The sequence below is a fragment of the Bacillus sp. NPDC094064 genome (assembly GCF_050279585.1).
Taxonomy (GTDB): Bacteria; Bacillota; Bacilli; order Bacillales; family Bacillaceae_G; genus Bacillus_A.
The window spans coordinates 587,464-604,734 of the sequence record NZ_JBNNUI010000002.1; the positions used below are offsets into that span (position 1 = coordinate 587,464).

Consider the following 17,271-nt stretch of genomic DNA (forward strand, 5'->3'; position numbering starts at 1 on the left):
AGTGAAAAATATGTAAAAGGGGATTTGACAAGATGAGAAGTGACATGATTAAAAAAGGTTTTGATAAAGCTCCGCATCGTAGTTTATTAAAAGCAACTGGTTTAAAAGATGAAGACTTTGATAAACCGTTCATAGCGATTTGTAATTCTTTTATTGAAATTATTCCAGGGCATAAGCACTTGAATGAGTTTGGAAAGCTTGTAAAAGAAGCAGTACGTGCGGCAGGTATGGTTCCATTCGAATTTAATACAATTGGAGTAGATGATGGTATTGCGATGGGACATATCGGTATGCGGTATTCGCTTCCGAGTCGTGAAATTATTGCAGACTCAGTAGAAACGGTTGTAAATGCACATTGGTTTGACGGCATGATTTGTATCCCAAACTGTGACAAAATTACACCTGGTATGATGATGGCTGCCCTTCGTATTAACATTCCAACTGTGTTTGTTTCAGGTGGACCGATGGCAGCAGGTAAGACTTCTAAAGGAGAAGTAGTTGATCTAAGTTCTGTTTTTGAAGGGGTAGGAGCCTATCAATCTGGGAAAATTTCAGAAGAAGAATTGAAGGATATTGAAGATCATGGCTGTCCATCTTGTGGCTCTTGTTCGGGTATGTTCACAGCGAATTCTATGAATTGTTTATGTGAAGTGTTAGGTTTAGCTCTTCCAGGTAACGGGAGTATTTTAGCAATTGATCCAAGGCGTGAAGAGTTAATTAAACAAGCGGCAGAGAAATTGAAAATATTAGTTGAAAGAGATATTAAGCCAAGAGATATTGTGACAGAAGAGGCAATTGATGATGCATTTGCACTTGATATGGCGATGGGAGGATCTACGAATACAGTATTACACACGCTAGCACTCGCACAAGAGGCAGGGCTAGATTATGATATGAGTCGTATTGATGCTGTTTCAAGACGTGTACCGCATTTGTGTAAAGTAAGTCCGGCTTCTAACTGGCATATGGAAGATATCGATCGAGCAGGCGGGATTAGTGCAATTTTGAAAGAATTAAGCCGAAAAGAAGGGGTACTTCATTTAGATCGTATCACTGCTACTGGACAGACGTTAAGAGAAAACATTGCTCACGCTGAGATTCAAGATAAGGAAGTTATTCATTCTCTCGAAAACCCTCATAGTGAAGAGGGAGGCTTACGTATATTAAAAGGAAACCTTGCGAAAGATGGGGCAGTTATTAAAAGTGGAGCAACTGAAGTAAAACGATTTGAAGGACCTTGCGTTATTTTTAATTCACAAGATGAGGCGCTTGCGGGCATTATGCTTGGGAAGGTTAAGAAAGGGGATGTTGTTGTTATTCGTTATGAAGGACCAAGAGGCGGCCCTGGTATGCCAGAAATGTTAGCACCAACATCAGCAATTGCTGGAATGGGATTAGGCGCTGATGTTGCGCTATTAACGGATGGGCGTTTCTCTGGTGCTTCACGTGGTATTTCGGTCGGGCATATTTCACCAGAAGCAGCAGCTGGTGGAACGATTGCACTTCTTGAACAAGGGGATATTGTATGTATTGATGTTGAGGAACGCTTGCTAGAAGTAAGAGTGAGTGATGAGGAATTAGAAAAGCGTAAAAAAGAATGGAAACGACCAGAACCAAAAGTGAAAACTGGATGGCTTGGGCGTTATGCGCAAATGGTAACATCGGCGAATACAGGGGCTGTTCTGAAAATCCCGAATTTTGATTGAGCCAATTTAAAAAAGATAAGGATGATATAAAATGGTGCACAAGGTAAAGGAGAGAGTGAAAATTGAAGATATCTTAATGGCTCATAATTGCATGAAAGATATCGTGATTAAAACACCGTTACAACGTGATACAGTTTTATCTGAGAAATATGATTGTGACGTTTATGTGAAACGAGAAGACTTACAATTGATTCGCTCTTTCAAAATTCGTGGTGCGTACAATTTGATTCAAAGCTTACCGAAAGAAAAGTTGCAAAACGGTGTTGTTTGCGCAAGCGCCGGTAATCACGCACAAGGGGTAGCTTACACGTGTAACTTATTGAAGATTCCGTCGAAAATTTTCATGCCTACAACAACACCTAAGCAAAAAGTATCACAAGTACAATTTTTCGGTGGTGATTTCGCAGAGATTGTATTAGTTGGTGATACATTTGATAGTGCTTTCCAAGAAGCACAGCGTTATTGTGAAGAAAATAGAATGACATTTGTTCATCCATTTGATGATCCGTATGTCGTTGCTGGTCAAGGGACAGTTGCAGTTGAAGTTATGCATGATATGGAGAAATCGGTTGACTTTATCTTTACAGCAATCGGTGGTGGTGGGTTAGCATCAGGCGTTGGTACATATGTAAAAGGTGTTAGTCCTACTACAAAGGTCATTGGTGTAGAACCGATGGGAGCTGCATCTATGAAAGAGGCTTTTCTCCAAAATGAAAATGTCGCATTAGATAAAATAGATAGTTTTGTTGATGGGGCAGCTGTAAAAAAAGTAGGGAAGTTAACATTTGAAACTTGTAAAGATGTAATTGATGATATTGTTTTAGTACCAGAGGGAAAAGTTTGTACGATGATTTTAGAACTATATAAGAAAAATGCGATTGTAGCAGAGCCTGCTGGTGCGCTTTCTATTGCAGCACTTGATCTATACAGGGAGGAAATAAAAGGAAAAACAGTTGTGTGTATATTAAGTGGTGGAAATAATGATATTGATAGAATGCAAGAAATGAAAGAACGTTCGCTCATTTATGAAGGATTACAGCATTACTTCATCATTGAATTCCCGCAGCGTTCTGGAGCACTAAGAGAGTTTCTTGATAAAGGGTTAGGGCCAGAAGATGATATTACGCGCTTTGAGTACATTAAGAAACATAATAAGGAAAATGGGCCAGCGTTAGTCGGTGTAGAATTAAAACATAAAGAGGATTATGAGCAATTAATTACTCGTTTTAAAGAAAATAATATTCAATTTATGGAGCTTAATAAAAACCCTGTTTTGTTTGATTTGCTTATTTAATAGAAGGAAAGAGTTAGCATCCAAATAAAAAAGATAGATACAAGCAAGGGAAATATAATGCTTGTTCTATCTTTTTTATAGTTAAACTAGATACTCATTAAATTCAAGAAGAATAAAGCTAGCTAACCAAAAAAATATTGCAATACGAATAATTACGTACATAGTGAATTCAAAGGTAGAAAGTTTTCTTTCTCGCTTTATTTTTTTTAGAAGTCTAACAGAAAAAAAGGAGCATAAAAGTAGAATCGCTATGGACATTTTATAAATGTTCTCTAACAAACTTACATTTTCTAATAAGTCTTTCAGCATGTTCATCACCTATTCTGTAATATATGTTACAGAGAAAAGGGTTTTCTGCTGTTTAGTTACGTTTGTTTATTATTTTCCCTGTATCATCAATTTCTACATCAGTTGAAACTGTTTGTAAATATTGTAGAGCTTGTTTCTTTTCTTCCTCATTTACAGGGGAAACTTGGTTGTTACGGATGATATAAGGATTGAATGACATTTGGACATCTTTTCCTTTAAAAGTTAAAGTTAATACGCCAGTTTCGGCGCTTTTTCCGTTCACATAACTTGGGAATAAAAAGTTTCCTAATGAGTAAGCGACAGGAACATTATTATAATATTCAAACCCTTGTAACCAATGTGGATGACTTCCGACGATCGCGTCGGCTCCTGCTTCAACTATTTTAGGTACATATTGTTTTTGGTATTCTACCGGGCGATTCGATTTTTCAACGCCCCAATGCATATAGACAATTAAATAGTCTGCATCTTGTTTTTGCTCTTTAATTGTTTTTGTTACTAAATCTAGATCATATCCGTTCGCAACACCAGGTTTATTGTCACCAGCTACCCAAGTAAAACCAGGCATAAATCGAACGAAGGAAAGAAATTTAAACTTTTTTCCTTTTACAGTCATTTCTCGTGCAGTATATGCATCTTTTGCGTTCTTTCCGGCTCCAATGTAAGGGAGCTTTAATTCTTCTACATGAGAGATCGTATCTAATAATCCCTCTTGTCCATAATCAAGTGTATGGTTATTTCCAATATTTACGATATCATATCCAGTGTTTTTAATAGCTTGTAGTGTAGATGGGTCACTTTTAATCCAAAATAGTTGCCCAGGTGCTTTCTTTTCTTTCGTTGTAAATGCTGATTCTAAATTCACAAAAGAAATATCAGCTTTTTTTATTTCTTCTTTTACATGTTGGAATGGATAATCAGCACCGTTTTTTTCGATAATAGGACGCAATTGCCAATCGAACATTGTATCACCAGAGAAGGTGAGTGTAATCTCGGGATCTTCTACTTTCTTTTCGCTTTTTGAAGCTGTTTTACTCGATGTGTTTTGTATATCGGGTTTGTCCTTCGCTTTTGAAATAAAAGAGTAATTGATTAATAACACAATTGGTGTAATGCAAAAGGCTATTAACAAAAATCGTTTTAGTAAAGTTTTCATAAATACCTTCCCTTTTGAGTTTATCCCGCAATTAGATTAACAATGAATCTACTAAAGGTAACTGGTCTATGTATAGTTACAAAAAATAGCGGGTTATAGCAGTGGAAATTATTTGTTAATATTCTCAATATTAAGTTAACATATAGATAACCTGTAAATCAATGTGTAAACCAAAATATAGAAATAAAGAATTCGAAAGGTGAAGAATGAGAAATGGTTATATTAGGGGCAGTTGTTAATGGGATTTGTATTATATTTGGTACTTTACTTGGTAAATTATTTAGTAGGATTCCAGAAAGTATGAAAGGGACAATTATGCACGCAATCGGTTTAGCGGTTACTGTGCTTGGACTTCAAATGGCATTAAAAAGTGAAAATTTTCTTGTTGTGATACTAAGTTTAGTTCTTGGTACGGTAATCGGGGAATGGCTGCAATTAGAAGGGAAGTTAAAAGTTTTAGGGGATTGGCTAGAAAATAAAGTGGGATCGAAAGGGAAAGGAAGCATATCAGAAGGTTTTGTAACAGCTACTTTAATTTTTGCAATTGGCGCGATGGGGATACTTGGAGCATTGGATAGCGGGATTCGCGGGAATCATGACATTTTATTTACAAAGGCGATTATCGATGGATTCATTTCTATTATATTAACGACAACTTTAGGGATTGGCGTAGTATTTTCAGCAATTCCCGTTATTTTATATGAAGGAGGTATCGCAGTTTTTGCAACACAAATTAACAGTTTTGTTCCGAAAGAATTGATGAATCAATTTATAGTGGAAATGACAGCTACGGGCGGTATTATGATAGCCGCTATTGGATTGAACCTACTTGGTGTTATTAAAATTAAGGTGGCAAATTTACTGCCAGGTATATTGGTAGTTGGAATAATCGTTTCACTTATTTATGGTTACGGTTTAATAGTAAAGTAGTAGGGGATGGAGATACATATGGAGGAATTCCAATTTACAAAACGTGTTCATAACATATTGAAGATTGCAGAAGAAGAGGCTGAATGATATTACATTCAGCCTCTTCTTCTATTTACAACTAAAGTTGAATGTATCGAGGAAGAGTTTGGAATATATGTTCTGGTATGTTTTCTTCTAAGATGAGGACACCATTTTGTGAAGTCGCCCATACTGTTGTAGTGGTGAAAGAAAACATAGATTGTAAAGCTTCTTGAAATTCTTCATGTTCTATTATAGATTCGTTGTCAAAAAGTGTAAAAAAACGAAAAGATGCAATAAGGATATCCTTATTTTGATATAACGCTTCATACTATAACTTTTCTTTTTCTGTTTCATAAAACGTATCGGTATAAAAGGGTGTTAAGATAGATAAAAGTAATTGACATTCCCGTTTATGTAAGCGAGCTTTGTGGATACCTACTTTGTTTCCCGCAACTAAAAACCAGTTATAATCCTCAGACAACATGGCCTCATTAATTTTTATATCTTTCCTATAATACATTTTTAATTTTTGAATCATAGGAACACTCCCTTTTATATGAATTAGGCTTCATTTTTCGCTATTCGTTAGGACAAGGTAAATTAAAAACTTGAGGGGAGGATTTCTTTATCTTGTATTAATGTTTAATTTTCATCAATCCGATTTTAATAGAAAGAATATATTTTATAAAAAAAATTTTTCTTTTGTAGGCAATTCAATTCATAGTTTGCATTACAAAATAAAAATATAGAATAAGTTTGTTGATAAATAAAAAGTTTTAAAAAATTCAGAAAAATATATTGCGGAAGGAAAAGTTGTGATGGTATACTTCATAACAACTGGTAATGACAACATTATATCATGATTGAATCTGTCATATACATAATCAATATAGTAGTCATAGTTTGTTAGTTCAACTGGTAGTGACATCATTATAGCTGCGTGATAGAAAGAACAAAAAATGTTTCTTACAAATAAAAACACTTATTTGTAAACGTTTTATTTATAAGGGAGAATACTAGGTTTAAAATACAAATCGATCGTTAGTTAGTTCAACTAACCATTAGTGTGTAATAAATGCACCGGTGAAAATGAGATGAAAAAGTGGCTTATATTCTCTTTGTCAGCATTGTTATTTCTAGCAGCAGGATGTTCTAATGGTGGCGAAAAAGCAAACACGTCATCTTTAAAAACTAGGTAGAAACATTTGGATGATAATAAGGAAATACTTCCACAAGACTTTAAGGAGGTGGTTCACCAAGAGGAATAATCAAAAGTAGCAGGGATAAGAAGAAGGGATAGGAGGAAGTATCAAATGGAAAATGTAAGAATTGGGATTATTGGTGCAGGACTTCGGAGTGGTATTGCAAAGTATTGGCATAATCCAGGTGGAAATTCAGTTGTCGTTGCTGCAGCCGATGTTTCGATGGAAAGATTGAAAACCTTTCAAGAAAAAATTAACAAACATGCAGATATTACCACTGATTATAAAGAGTTACTCGCTCGCACGGATATTGATGCTATTGCTATTTTGTCTCCCGATTATTTACATGAAGAGCATGCCATTGCGGCACTTCAAGCTGGAAAGCACGTCTATTGTGAAAAGCCCTTAGCGATCACAGTAGAAGGATGTGACCGGATTATCGAACAAGCGGAAAAGTCTGGAAAGCATTTAATGGTTGGTTTTAATATGCGTTATATGAGTATGTACCAAACAATGAAAGAGATTATTGATTCAGGGGTAATCGGTGATCTTAAAGCCGTTTGGGTAAGGCATTTTGTCGGATTAGGCGGATACTATTATTACCATGACTGGCATGGAACAGCTAAAAATACGACTTCACTTTTATTGCAAAAGGGTTCTCATGACCTTGATGTGATCCATTGGATTACTGGAAAATATACAAAAAAGGTTTCGGCTTTTGGGGGGCTCGATTTTTACGGTGGAGAGAAACCAAATACATTAACCTGTCCTACTTGTGATGAAAAGGATACTTGTACGGAAGCGAGTATGAACGTATTAACCCAATGCGCTTTCCGGGAAGAAATCGATGTTGAGGACAATAATATGTTGATTATGGAACTTGAAGGCGGAATTAAAGCTTCCTACTTGCAATGCCACTTTACACCAGATTATTCAAGAAACTATACCTTTATCGGTACAAAAGGCAGAGTAGAGAATGATGATGTAAATGAAAAAGTATATGTGAAAACGAGAAAATCAAACTCATGGAATGAACTTAGCGACATAACCTATGACATGAAAAAAGAACAAGGCAGCCACGGTGGTGCGGATCCAAAAATATGCAGAGACTTTGTCGAACTAGTTTTAAACAACAAGCAGCCTTTAACCACACCATATGCGGGAAGAATGAGTGTCGCGGTCGGCTGTGCAGCGACTGAGTCCATTCGCTCGGGTGGAAAGGTTATTAAAATCAATCAAGGTTCAACTGTCAAGTATGTGTGATTAGCTTCTGTATGAGAAGGGGGAGAGAATTTGGAAAAAATTATTCAAAGCGAGACTCGTATGCAACACGCTAACATATTAGAAAAAAAATCAGAAGCGTCCTCGTCAAAGTGGACAATTTTACAGAAGTCGTTCCGTAAAAATTGGGAACTTTATTTATTGATTTCTCCTGTAATCGCTTACTTTATTGTGTTTCATTATATCCCAATGTATGGCGTGCAAATTGCTTTTAAAGATTTTATTGCAACGCTAGGGATATGGGATAGTCCATGGGTAGGGATGAAACACTTTGAGCGTTTTTTTAATAGTTACTATTTTTGGAGACTTATTAAAAATACGTTGATTATTGGTGTTTATACACTAGCAGTAGCATTCCCGATTCCAATCATCATTGCCCTCATGCTAAATGAAGTAAGAAATTCTAAGTTTAAAAAATTTGTACAAACCGTTATTTATGCTCCTCACTTTTTATCTACAGTAGTAGTAGTCGGGATGTTGATCCTTTTTTTAAAGCCGGATGGATTAATCAATCAAATTATTATTCTAGTGGGTGGAAAACCAATCGCATTTATGTCGGAACCAAGTTGGTTTAAAACATTATACGTGTTTTCCGATGTATGGCAAACCATGGGGTGGAGTTCTATTATTTATCTTTCTGCTTTAACTGCTGTTGACTATTCTTTACATGAATCAGCAATGATTGACGGTGCTTCGAGATTGCAAAGAATATGGCATATTAATATCCCAACGATTATGCCAACGATTATTATTCTATTTATTCTAAATGCAGGATCTGTTATGTCAGTTGGATTCGAAAAAGTTTTCTTAATGCAAAATACCCTAAACATGTCGACATCAGACGTTATATCTACCTTTGTTTATCGCAGCGGTATCGAACAAGCTGAATACAGCTTTTCTGCTGCAATAGGGTTATTCAACTCAATCATAAATTTCATTATGCTTGTAATGGTGAATTTCTTTGCTAAAAAAGTTAATCAAACAAGTCTATGGTAGGTGGTGAACTAAATTGGAAAATACAGCATCCGATAAAGTTTTTGATTTTTTCAATTATTTCTTTTTAACAATTATCGCATTACTGGTTGTTTATCCTTTGATCTTTATCATAAGCGCGTCGCTTAGCAATCCACTCCATGTGTTAAATGGAGAAATTTGGTTTTGGCCAAAGGGGTTAAATTTCGACGCGTACAAAAAATTATTTTCAAATCATGATATTATAAACGGATTTCTCAATACGGTTAAATATACAGTGGTAGGGACTGCTATTAATGTAGTATTAACGATTATGGCAGCGTATCCACTTTCTAGGGCAGACTTTGTTGGCCGTAATGTGATTATGGGAATATTTGTTTTCACGATGTTTTTTAGTGGCGGTTTAATTCCTAGCTATTTGCTTATTAAAGATCTTGGAATGATTGATACTTTTTGGGTAATGGTTATTCCTAATGCCGTATCTGTTTTTAATATTATTATTATGCGGACGTTTTTCCAAACGACCATTCCACTTGAACTTCAAGAAGCGGCCATGATTGATGGCGCAGGAAATATTAGAATTCTACTGAAAATAGTTTTGCCTCTTTCTATGCCTGTTATTGCAGTTATGATTTTATTCTATGCAGTTGCACACTGGAATTCTTATTTTACAGCATTAATTTATTTACAAAATAAAGAACTTTTTCCACTTCAATTAATCTTAAGGGAGATTCTTATTCAAAGTCAAACGAGTGATATGGTTAAATCAACGAGTGAAAGCTTCTTAAAGCAGCAGATGAGTGTGGAAGGACTGAAATATGCGGTTTTAATTTTTGCGAACTTACCAATGTTGTGTTTGTATCCATTCTTACAAAGGTATTTTGTTAAAGGATTTTTGGTTGGATCTATTAAAGGATAAAATCAGGGGGATTGCGAAATGAAGAATAAAAAGAAAAAAGCTAGTATTCTATCGTTTGTTCTAATGAGTTCACTCGTATTAGGCGCATGTTCCAACGAGAAAACCACTGCCGACAATAAAAAGGAAACCACAATATCTAATTTAAATCAAACTGGAATGCCCATTGCAAAAGATAAGATTGAGTTGGAAGGGTTTGCGGGAAAGTTTTTTCAATCACAGGATTGGAACAATTTAATGCTTTGGCAAGAATATGAAAAAATGACCAATATTCATATTAAGTGGGATGCTGTCCAAACACAAAGTTTGAAGGAAAAACGAAATCTCATGCTTGCAAGTGGTGAGTATCCAGATTTACTATTCGCAGCTGCAGTGCCAAAGACGGATTTAATAAAATTTGGTCAGCAGGGTGTATTTATTCCTCTAAATGACCTAATTGATCAGTATGCTCCGAATTTTAAAAAGATTATGGAAAAATACCCTTTAGTGAAAAAAGGGATTACGATGCCTAATGGAAAAATTTATGGGTTTCCAGCTTTTTATGACCCTGAATTCAAGGGGCTCATTTATGGAACACCATGGATTAAAAAGGAATGGCTTGATAAATTAGGATTGAAAGAACCAACGACTCTTGATGAATTTGAATCTGTATTACAAGCCATAAAAGACGGTGATCCAAATGGTAATGGAAAAGCAGACGAAATTCCTTGGGGCGGGGCATATGGAATCGATGAATTTATTAGCTCCCTAAAAGGATCTTTCGGCTTAAATAATCATGGAACTGCGAATCAAAATGTTGACTTAGATCCGAAAACAAAAAAAATGCGCTATGTACCGACCACTGATGGATATAAAGAGCTATTGCAATATTTAAACAAGCTTTATACTAAAGGTTTAATTGATAAAGAAATCTTCACTCTTAAGACGGAAGAGTTTAGTGCGAAAGCTTCAAAGAATACCTTTGGCGTCATAAACGGAGTTGATCCTGGGACGACAGAAAATCTGAGTGGCTTTGTAGGAATGCCTGTATTAAAAGGCCCTCATGGAGATCGATTAAATACAGCAGTTGGTTCACCTTTAGGAAACATAGGGATGTTTGTTATTACGAATCAGAATAAGAGCCCTGAAGCGACGGTAAGGTGGATTGATCATTTCTATAGTGATGAAGGATCAAAAATGTTCTTTATGGGCTTCGAAGGTAAAACTTATACCAAAGATCCAACAACGGGTAAATTGGATTATGTTGATGAAATCAAAAAGAATCCGGATGGATTAACGCTAGACCAAGCAGTAAGTAAATACCTAACATGGCCTGGTGGTTATTACCCTGGTTTTGTTAAACAAAAATACTTTAACGGTGCAGAAAGTAAAGAGGCTACAACTGCAAATGCTCAACAAGCAGAACCGTTATCGCTTAAATTGGATGATGTTTGGCCAGCGTTTAACTTTACGGTAGAAGAACAGAGTGAGTTAACACCAATTTCAACCGACATGGATACGTATCTGAAAGAAATGACAGCAAACTTTATTACAGGAAAAGCAGATTTCTCTAAATGGAATGAATATAAAAGTACGTTAGAAAAAATGGGCGTTAAACGTTATCTAGAAATTTATGAAGCAGCATATAAGAGAATGGAAAAATAAAAAAGTTGATTGAACCGTACGGATGATATTGGCTCTCCGTACGTGTTTCCTTCTTAGGAAGAGGGTTATGGTGTTTATGGAAACTAATGGTCTAATATGGAAGTTTTATAATTTTTCGGAAATTGTCATGAAAATAGCCATTTTTCAAATCATTTGGATCGCCCTGACTTTAATGGGGGGCATTATCCTGGGGCTGATGCCTGCAACTGTAGGGTTATTTACAGCCATAAGGAAATGGCGGATGGGAAACGAACAACTCCGTTCATTAGTTGAAATTTATTGGATTACTTTCCGAAAAGAGTTTTGGAAAGCGAACACCATAGGCTTTGCTTTGTTTTCCATTGGGTTCCTGATCTATCTGAATTTTTCTGTTATTCGATTTACCAACGGGCTCATGCATCAATTATTATTTATTTTTATTATCACGCTTAGTATACTTTTTTTAATCCTACTATTATATGTTATCCCTGTTTTTGTTCATTTTGAATTTAAACTGCAGCAATACTTGACAATGTCCTTATTATTAGGAATATCCTTCCCGTTCCATACGATACTATTAGCTTTCGGTTACTATATTTTATTTAGGTTGTTTTTGTGGGTTCCAGGTTTAATTCCATTTTTTAGCGTTAGTGTTGTAGCCTTTTTTACTATGTGGGTGTCAATGAATATATTTCATACGATGGAGAATAAAGTGAGAGAGACTTCTAACTTTAAATTGTCCGGTTTGAATCCGTTCTTTCATAAAAAAACATTACCATCTGAAAACCAGACCAAGGGAGTTTAAAGAGACTTTAACAAATATAGAAAAACCAATATGTACATTTTTCGTTATTAGCGATATCCAATTAACATGCTGGTAGAAGTTCTGCTTGCTACTAAGTTATAAAACTGTTATCAAGAATTTTGGGACATGACAATTTTGGAGGGAAATCATGATAACTTACGATAAGAAAAGTTGGAAGATTCATAATGAAAGAATCTTCATTTTATCTGCGGCCATCCACTACTTCCGTCTTCCAAGGGCTGAGTGGGATGATGTTTTAGAAAAAGCAAAAGCTGGGGGATGTAATACAATTGAAACCTATATTCCATGGAATTTCCATGAGATGAAGGAAGGCGAATGGGATTTCTCTGGCGATAAAGATTTAGCGCATTTTCTTCAATTATGCGCTGATAAAGGATTATATGTCATTGCAAGACCTGGTCCATATATTTGTGCAGAATGGGATTTTGGCGGATTTCCGTGGTGGCTCTCTACGAAAAAAGATATTCAATATCGTTCGGCGCAGCCTAGTTTTTTACACTATGTAGATCAATATTTTGATCAGGTTATTCCAATTATTGATGAGTATCAATTAACGAAAAACGGTTCAGTTATTATGGTTCAGATTGAAAATGAATTCCAAGCTTACGGTAAACCCGATAAGAAATATATGGAATATTTGCGTGATGGAATGATTGCAAGAGGCATTGAAGTACCATTCGTTACATGCTATGGAGCAGTCGATGGTGCTGTGGAGTTCCGCAATTTTTGGTCGAGTGCCAACCGTGCCGCTGAGAGTTTAGATGAACGATTTGCCGATCAGCCGAAAGGTGTCATGGAGTTTTGGATTGGTTGGTTTGAACACTGGGGTGGAAATAAAGCGAATCAAAAAACACCTCAGCAGCTTGAACGTGAGTGTTACCAGCTCTTGAGCAATGGATTTACGACCATTAATTATTACATGTATTTTGGTGGCACGAATTTTGATCATTGGGGCGGACGAACAGTTAGTGAACAGGTTTTTTGTACGACAACGTACGATTATGATGTCGCCATTGACGAATATTTACAGCCAACCAGAAAATATGAAGTATTAAAAAGATACCATTCATTTGTTAAATGGCTGGAACCGCTATTCACAAATGCAGAACAAGCTGCTTCTGATGTGAAGCTGTCAAGTGGCCTTAAATCGGAGCGAATTGTCAGTCCTCATGGCGAAATACTATTTATTGAGAATAATAGGAATGAAAGAATTCAATCCCATGTGAGACATGGCAATGAGCTTGTTCCGTTTACGATTGAAGCCAATGCCATTTTACCGATTGTCCGTAATATCAAGGTAGGAAATAGTGTTACCATTAAAACATTAACGGGACAGACAACAGGTTTTGATTCTAGGCATGCGGTGATCTATCACGAAAATGGACAACGTTCTACTTTAGTTGTACAGCTTGACCAAAAGGCAGAAATTCATTGTCCAACACCAAATCGATTCGAAGAGTTAGAAGACGGCAGTATTGCTTTTCATTTATTTCATGGAAGTCAATCACAAACAATAAAGCTTTTATTTAAGGATGGCTCTAGCTATTCTATTGAAGTTGTCACAAGAACATCGCTGGATGTCATTGTTCCTAAGCTTGAAAAGGATACTGTACTAAATAAATTATCATGGAAAACGGCAGATGAACCTCTTTCTTTTTTAACAGGAAAGGTGAAAGAGGCAGAAAAACCGCTTGATTTCAGTAGTTTTGGACAGTTTAGCGGCTATTTAGGCTATGAAAGTGAATTTGATACAGAAGAAACGCAAACTACGACGGTTGTCTTTCCTCGCATCGAGGATCCAGTTATGGTTTTCTGTAATCAGCAATTTGTCGGGAAGCTTAGCAAGCTTGGAGCTGCTGAAATTGAGGTTCCAGTGAAAAAAGGGAAAAATACGTTAACATGCCTCGTTCAGAATATGGGACGCTTTAACTATTCTCAGGTGGTAGGGGAACCGAAGGGCATTAGTGAGCCGCCAGCACTTAACGGAAAATATTTATCCGTACGAGGAGAATGGCAGGTTGAAGGCTGTGGGGTTCAACATCATTTATCGCAAATACCAATGATTGAAGAGCGTATCGCCTTTTTAAGAAGCTTCGAGAATGAGGGTTATGATCGAGCGTTTCTCGTTGGTGAAGGCGTTTCGCGTGTTACAGTAAATGGTGAAAAGGGTAATATCTTGATGGAATGTCAAACGGGTTGGTCAAAAAACAGTGCTGTTTATGGAGTTGCAGATATAAGTGCTGCCTTAAAGCAAGGGGAAAATGTTTTGGATTTAGATGTTCAGAATATTACTAGTATTCGTCGTTTCGACCTTTACTTGTTTAATGAAAAGGAGCAAATTTCTGGATGGAAAACGAAAGCATTTGCCCAGCAACACGAGGTAAGGGAATGGAAGATTGTTAATAATAGTGATCAACAAACTATTAATCCCCGCTGGCATAAAAGTAGTTTTACCTGGAACCCTGACAATGGCTCTATTGTAAAGGTTCGTTTGAATCAGTTGAGCAAAGGATGTTTTTGGGTAAACGGCCAATGTTTAGGAAGGTACTGGAATATTGGACCACAGGAGGATTATAAGATTCCAGCATCCTTACTGAAAGAGCAAAATGAAATTGTTATTTTTGATGAAGAAGGTTTAGCGCCGGATCATGTTGTGATTCATTCCTACAGCCCATTTGTTCAGCCAGAAAAAAAACAGTTGGTTCCAGTCGAAGCTGGAAGCAAAGAATGAAACTTAAATATGAAGAAAGTTTAACGTCTGCAATGATTTCGGCAAATAGTCATTTAATTGCTTTTGCTGCTGAAAAATCAAGAATAACAGGTGAAACAATCTGTAACAGAATTGCAGAAAACAATGAAATAAGTGAAGTAAGGAATTTAACCTGTATCGTAAGAGTCACCTCAAAATGGGGAAATATAGGTGAAAAGAATTTTAACTGATGGAGAACCACTTTCCACTTCCATATGAGAAAGTGGTAGTAGTTCCTATTTCCATTCGTTATAATAGCCATAAAATGGTTATAACAACTTTATGGATGAGGGAGTAAAATATGATTGAAAAAGATAATCGAACACCACTATATTATCAACTGCTGGATATTATTGTAGAGTTAATTGAAACTGGGAAATTACAAGAACATGATAAGCTTCCGTCAGAGCGTGAGTTATGTGAGATTCATGATGTAAGCAGAACAACAGTAAGACAGACAATGCAAGAGTTAGAGAAAGAAGGATACATTTATAAAAAGCATGGAAAAGGAAGTTTCGTCTCACCTCGTGTATTTAATCAAAGTCTTGTTCATTTTTATAGTTTCACAGAAGAAATGAAAAAGTTTGGGAAAGTACCATCATCAAAAGTAGTATCCTTTACTATTATGAATTGCGACAAGAAAGTAGCGAAAATTATGAAGCTTGAGTTTGAAGAAGAAGTCTATCAAATTATAAGACTAAGGTTAGCTGATAAAGAACCAATGTTGTTTGAAACGTCGTATATTCCCGTAAAGTTTTTTCCGTATTTAACGAAGACAGAGCTAGAAGAGACACCAATGTATGAAATTTTTCGTGCAAAATATCAAGTTCATATTACACGAGCAGTAGAAAATTTTAAAGCAATTGCAGCAAATGAAGATCATGCAAAATGGCTGCAAATTCAAGTGAATGATCCATCTCTATTATTAGAGCGAATCGCATATGCAAAAGAAAATATAATGGAATACACAGAGACGATTGCTAGAGGGGATAAATTTACTTACACAGTTGAATTACAATAAGTATCATCATACTTATTGTAATTCAACTGGTAATGATGACGTTATAAGATATAAAATTATGTGAAGGGGGTTTGCACATGTTATTACATGCAAATGAAAAAATAAGAGAAACATATGGAGCGTGTTTTACCGCGAAAGAGATTGCCCAGCAACCAGATCTTTGGGAACAAGTATATTCAAATGTTCAAAGTAATCATCATGAAATTACGGCGTTTTTTTCCCATATTTCAAGAAGGCATGAGCAGACACGAGTTATTTTTACTGGAGCTGGTACATCAGCTTTTGTTGGAGATACAATCGTTCCATATATAAAAAGAATAGTAGATGTAAAGAAAACGCACATTGAAAGTATTCCAACAACAAATATCGTTTCAAGTCCTTATTATTATTTACAACCCAATATCCCAACTATTTTAGTATCGTTTGCTCGCTCTGGTAATAGTCCAGAAAGTGTAGCAGCAGTGGAGCTAGCAGAGCAAATGATTCATTCCGTTTATCATATTATTTTAACTTGTAATGAAGAAGGGAATTTAGCGAAACAATTTCAACATAAAGAGAATGTTTTCATAATGTATATGCCAAAGGAGGCAAATGATCGAGGGTTTGCGATGACAGGAAGTTTTACCTCTATGATGTTAACGGCACTTTTATTATGTAACTATAACGAAATCCCTCTTTTACAATCTAGCATTACGGATATTGTTCAGCTAGGAAAGAAGGTAATCGAAAAGCAAGAACGGGAAATGAAGCAAATTGCAGAAAAAGAATTTCATAAAATTGTATTTTTAGGATCAGGCGTATTCGAAGGCCTTTCTAGGGAGGCTGCACTAAAATTTTTAGAGTTAACGGCTGGCCGCATTCCCATTATGTTTGACACGCCGCTTGGGTTTAGACATGGACCAAAATCAATTTTAGATAAAGATACAGCTGTTGTATTGTTTTTATCGAATGATGAGTATACAAAAAAGTATGATCTTGATTTATTACGAGAAATTTATCAGGAGAAAGATAGAAACGATATTATTGTTATTGCGCATCAAGATAGCCAGGAAGCAAGGCAGTATTGCAATACATTTTTATGCCATGACGGAAACGATTTGAAGGATGATGTATATATTACGTTTATTTATATATTATATGGTCAAATTTTGGCGTTATATAAATCTATTGCATTAGGCATTACTCCAGATAATCCTTGCCCAAGCGGAAGTGTAAATCGCGTTGTTCAAGGTGTAACCGTACATCCCTATAAAGGAAAGGAATAG

Annotated in this window: 14 protein-coding genes and 1 pseudogene; 12 read left to right on the forward strand and 3 right to left on the reverse strand. The window is 35.9% G+C overall.

The genetic code is table 11. The features are described 5' to 3' along the window. Positions 1 to 32 precede the first annotated feature (32 nt). Both ilvD and ilvA read left to right on the forward strand, forming a co-directional pair. Positions 33 to 1,706, forward strand: a complete 1,674-nt coding sequence (ilvD, locus tag ACQKNI_RS07625; RefSeq protein ID WP_088231230.1) for a dihydroxy-acid dehydratase — start codon at positions 33 to 35, stop codon at positions 1,704 to 1,706. Between the two features lie 31 nt (positions 1,707 to 1,737). Beyond that, on the forward strand, positions 1,738 to 3,000 hold the full coding sequence (ilvA, locus tag ACQKNI_RS07630; protein WP_098883099.1) for a threonine ammonia-lyase IlvA: 1,263 nt from the start codon (positions 1,738 to 1,740) through the stop codon (positions 2,998 to 3,000). Between the two features lie 81 nt (positions 3,001 to 3,081). Here ilvA and ACQKNI_RS07635 read toward each other — a convergent pair whose 3' ends face one another. After that, complete coding sequence (locus ACQKNI_RS07635; RefSeq protein ID WP_088231232.1) at positions 3,082 to 3,309, reverse strand: hypothetical protein; 228 nt, start codon at positions 3,307 to 3,309, stop codon at positions 3,082 to 3,084. A gap of 52 nt (positions 3,310 to 3,361) precedes the next feature. Then, the gene (locus ACQKNI_RS07640; protein WP_427282299.1) at positions 3,362 to 4,465 is read right to left on the reverse strand and encodes a CapA family protein; all 1,104 of its coding nucleotides are present in this window, start codon (positions 4,463 to 4,465) and stop codon (positions 3,362 to 3,364) included. A 213-nt stretch (positions 4,466 to 4,678) separates the two neighbouring features. On the opposite strand from ACQKNI_RS07640, the gene ACQKNI_RS07645 reads away from it, so the two are divergent. Further along, positions 4,679 to 5,395, forward strand: coding sequence for a DUF554 domain-containing protein (locus ACQKNI_RS07645; RefSeq protein WP_088231234.1), 717 nt, complete (start codon positions 4,679 to 4,681; stop codon positions 5,393 to 5,395). Between the two features lie 142 nt (positions 5,396 to 5,537). Here ACQKNI_RS07645 and ACQKNI_RS07650 read toward each other — a convergent pair. Beyond that, positions 5,538 to 5,954: pseudogene (locus tag ACQKNI_RS07650) on the reverse strand (PucR family transcriptional regulator); the annotation flags it as partial. 775 nt (positions 5,955 to 6,729) lie between these two features. On the opposite strand from ACQKNI_RS07650, the gene ACQKNI_RS07655 reads away from it, so the two are divergent. The 9 genes from ACQKNI_RS07655 (at position 6,730) to ACQKNI_RS07695 (ending at position 17,271) form a co-directional block, all read left to right on the forward strand. Then, positions 6,730 to 7,881 (forward strand): Gfo/Idh/MocA family protein, encoded by a 1,152-nt coding sequence (locus ACQKNI_RS07655; RefSeq protein WP_088231235.1) that lies wholly within the window; start codon positions 6,730 to 6,732, stop codon positions 7,879 to 7,881. 30 nt (positions 7,882 to 7,911) lie between these two features. After that, positions 7,912 to 8,895, forward strand: coding sequence for an ABC transporter permease (locus tag ACQKNI_RS07660; RefSeq protein ID WP_240522838.1), 984 nt, complete (start codon positions 7,912 to 7,914; stop codon positions 8,893 to 8,895). A 13-nt stretch (positions 8,896 to 8,908) separates the two neighbouring features. After that, entirely contained in the window at positions 8,909 to 9,790 is an 882-nt protein-coding gene (locus ACQKNI_RS07665) for a carbohydrate ABC transporter permease (protein ID WP_088231236.1), read from the forward strand. A gap of 18 nt (positions 9,791 to 9,808) precedes the next feature. Then, positions 9,809 to 11,431 carry an extracellular solute-binding protein gene (locus tag ACQKNI_RS07670; RefSeq protein ID WP_088231237.1) on the forward strand — a complete coding sequence of 541 codons (1,623 nt, stop codon included), beginning with the start codon at positions 9,809 to 9,811 and terminating at the stop codon, positions 11,429 to 11,431. Between the two features lie 76 nt (positions 11,432 to 11,507). Further along, on the forward strand, positions 11,508 to 12,215 hold the full coding sequence (locus ACQKNI_RS07675) for a YesL family protein (protein ID WP_240522839.1): 708 nt from the start codon (positions 11,508 to 11,510) through the stop codon (positions 12,213 to 12,215). A gap of 148 nt (positions 12,216 to 12,363) precedes the next feature. Further along, positions 12,364 to 14,967, forward strand: coding sequence for a beta-galactosidase (locus tag ACQKNI_RS07680; protein ID WP_098883098.1), 2,604 nt, complete (start codon positions 12,364 to 12,366; stop codon positions 14,965 to 14,967). Beyond that, positions 14,964 to 15,176: a hypothetical protein gene (locus tag ACQKNI_RS07685; RefSeq protein ID WP_088231240.1), complete on the forward strand. Its 213-nt coding sequence runs from the start codon at positions 14,964 to 14,966 to the stop codon at positions 15,174 to 15,176. Before ACQKNI_RS07680 ends, ACQKNI_RS07685 begins: the two co-directional genes overlap by 4 nt. A gap of 110 nt (positions 15,177 to 15,286) precedes the next feature. Further along, positions 15,287 to 16,006, forward strand: a complete 720-nt coding sequence (locus ACQKNI_RS07690) for a GntR family transcriptional regulator (RefSeq protein WP_098356970.1) — start codon at positions 15,287 to 15,289, stop codon at positions 16,004 to 16,006. Positions 16,007 to 16,083: 77 nt separating this feature from the next. Beyond that, positions 16,084 to 17,271, forward strand: a complete 1,188-nt coding sequence (locus ACQKNI_RS07695; RefSeq protein ID WP_098356969.1) for an SIS domain-containing protein — start codon at positions 16,084 to 16,086, stop codon at positions 17,269 to 17,271.